Genomic DNA, 2,133 nt, shown 5'->3' with positions numbered 1-2,133 from the left:
GCTGAAGCTCGGCATGCAGCCGATCGGTAATGTACAACCGCGTCCTTGGTTACAACGTTTGACCGGCTTTGCCTTTGGTGCGGCGCTGGTTAGCGGTGTGTCGCTGGCCGTGTACTATGGCCTTGGCTGGCTTAAGCCGCTGCTGGGCGATTATGCGCTGCCTGGGATTGGGGTTTTGCTGGCGCTGTCTTATCTGGGCTTGCTGAAAGTGGCGGCCAGCAATGAGCCGTTGCCACCCGAAGACCCTGATGCGCCACTGGATCGCCTGCCGCAGACGCGTTCGGTGTTGCTGTCGGGCTTGCATTTCCTGTTACCGGTGGTGGTGCTGGTCTGGTGTCTGATGGTCGAGCGCCTATCGCCCGGTTTGTCGGCGTTTTGGGGCACCGTCATGTTGGTCGTGATTTTGTTGACTCAACGCCCGCTGCTGAACTGGCTGCGCACCGATGGTCGCCATGATTATGGTTCGTTCAGTGATGGTGTGGTGGACTTGCGTGAAGGGCTGATTGCTGGCGCACGTAACATGATAGGGATCGGTATTGCTACCGCCACCGCTGGTATTATCGTTGGTGCAGTGTCCCAGACCGGGGTCGGCTTGGTCTTGGCCGATCTGGTGGAATACCTGTCGATGGGCAATTTGCTGCTGATGCTGCTCTTGACCGCCTTGCTCAGTTTGATCCTCGGGATGGGCTTGCCGACCACCGCGAACTATATCGTGGTGTCCAGCTTGCTGGCGCCGGTGATTGTCACACTGGGTCAGCAAAATGGCCTGATCGTCCCGTTGATTGCCGTGCACCTGTTTGTGTTTTACTTCGGGATCATGGCGGATGTGACGCCGCCAGTCGGTTTGGCCTCGTTTGCCGCTGCGGCGGTCTCCAAAGGCGATCCGATTAAAACTGGGATCACCGCGTTTTATTACAGCTTGCGAACCGCGGCGTTGCCGTTCTTGTTTATCTTCAACACCGATCTGTTGCTGATCAACGTGGATTTTGCCCACGGGGTACTGATCTTTGCGGTCGCAACGATCGCCATGTTGATCTTTGCCGCTGCGACCCAAGGCTATTTCCTCGTAAAAAGCCGCTGGTATGAGAGCTTATTGCTGTTGTTGGTGGCCTTTACCTTGTTCCGCCCAGGATTTTGGATGGACAGGATCCATGATCCCTATCGTCAGATAGAGCCTGCGCAGCTAGTACAGGCGTTGGGGGATGTGGAAGAGGACAGCAATTTGCGCTTGCGAGTAGAAGGGCCAGATGCGGTAGGGAAAATTCGCCGCTTTACGGTCTTGCTACCGGTACCTGCTGGTGAAAGTGGTGAAGAGCGCTTACAAAAGCTCGGGATCGCGCTGTATGAGCAAGATGGTAAGACACTCATTGATAACGTCACCTTTGGCAGTACGGCCGCAGAATTGGGATTGGAGTTTGATCAGCAGATTATTGGCGTGAAAGCGCCTACAGATCGCTGGCGTAAAGAAATTATCTGGATCCCTGGTTTTATGCTCTTTGGATTAATTGTGTGGTGGCAGCGTCGCCGTTTACCGCCGACTGCCACGGCGCCTTTAGCGCGAGCGCAGCAATAGCGTCATAAAATATTAGCGAGTGTATCAATTAAAAAAGCAGCCATAGGGCTGCTTTTTTTTGATAAGAACAACGTAAAATTAGAATCTTCTTATGCGCTTGTTAGGTCTTCTATTCAATCATGCCAATGTCACTGATGCTGGGCGCCATCTACTCTAAATAGGTAATGGTTTGCGAGTATTACCTGGCTAATTAATGGTTTTGTTTAGTGTTCGTTTAGTGTTCGTTTAGTTTTGTGTTTATTTTAATATGAGATGGGCGAATTTAATGGAATGCTAAAATACCAATAATTCCATTTTGTTATAGATTTATTCATCCCTATTCCCATATGTTATTTGTGATTATATTAGTGCCTGCTTTTAAACCTAGCCCAAAAAAGACGACCCTCTCTAAAAAAATTTAAATTATTTTTATATGCAATTGCTCGCAGTGGGATGCATTTCACAATTAGTGTGATTTGTAAGTAAGCATGTAGTTGCGTTTAATTGACAGGGTAGATTTTCCACGTATATTACTCAGACAAATCAGATGGATGAGATTTCTAGCATTATCTGCTTCTCAA

At 49.7% G+C, this 2,133-nt stretch carries 1 protein-coding gene; it reads left to right on the top strand.

Features of this window, described 5'->3' with window-relative positions:
* The coding region (locus ACRC27_RS09105) for a TRAP transporter permease (protein ID WP_438639730.1) at positions 1 to 1,573 on the top strand (1,573 nt) is incomplete at its 5' end.
* Positions 1,574 to 2,133 lie beyond the last annotated feature (560 nt).

The sequence above is a fragment of the Plesiomonas sp. genome, assembly GCF_051650925.1.
Classification (GTDB): Bacteria; Pseudomonadota; Gammaproteobacteria; order Enterobacterales; family CAMTGL01; genus Plesiomonas.
Note: the sequence above shows the minus strand (reverse complement) of the source record. Positions and strands in the feature narration are given on the sequence as shown.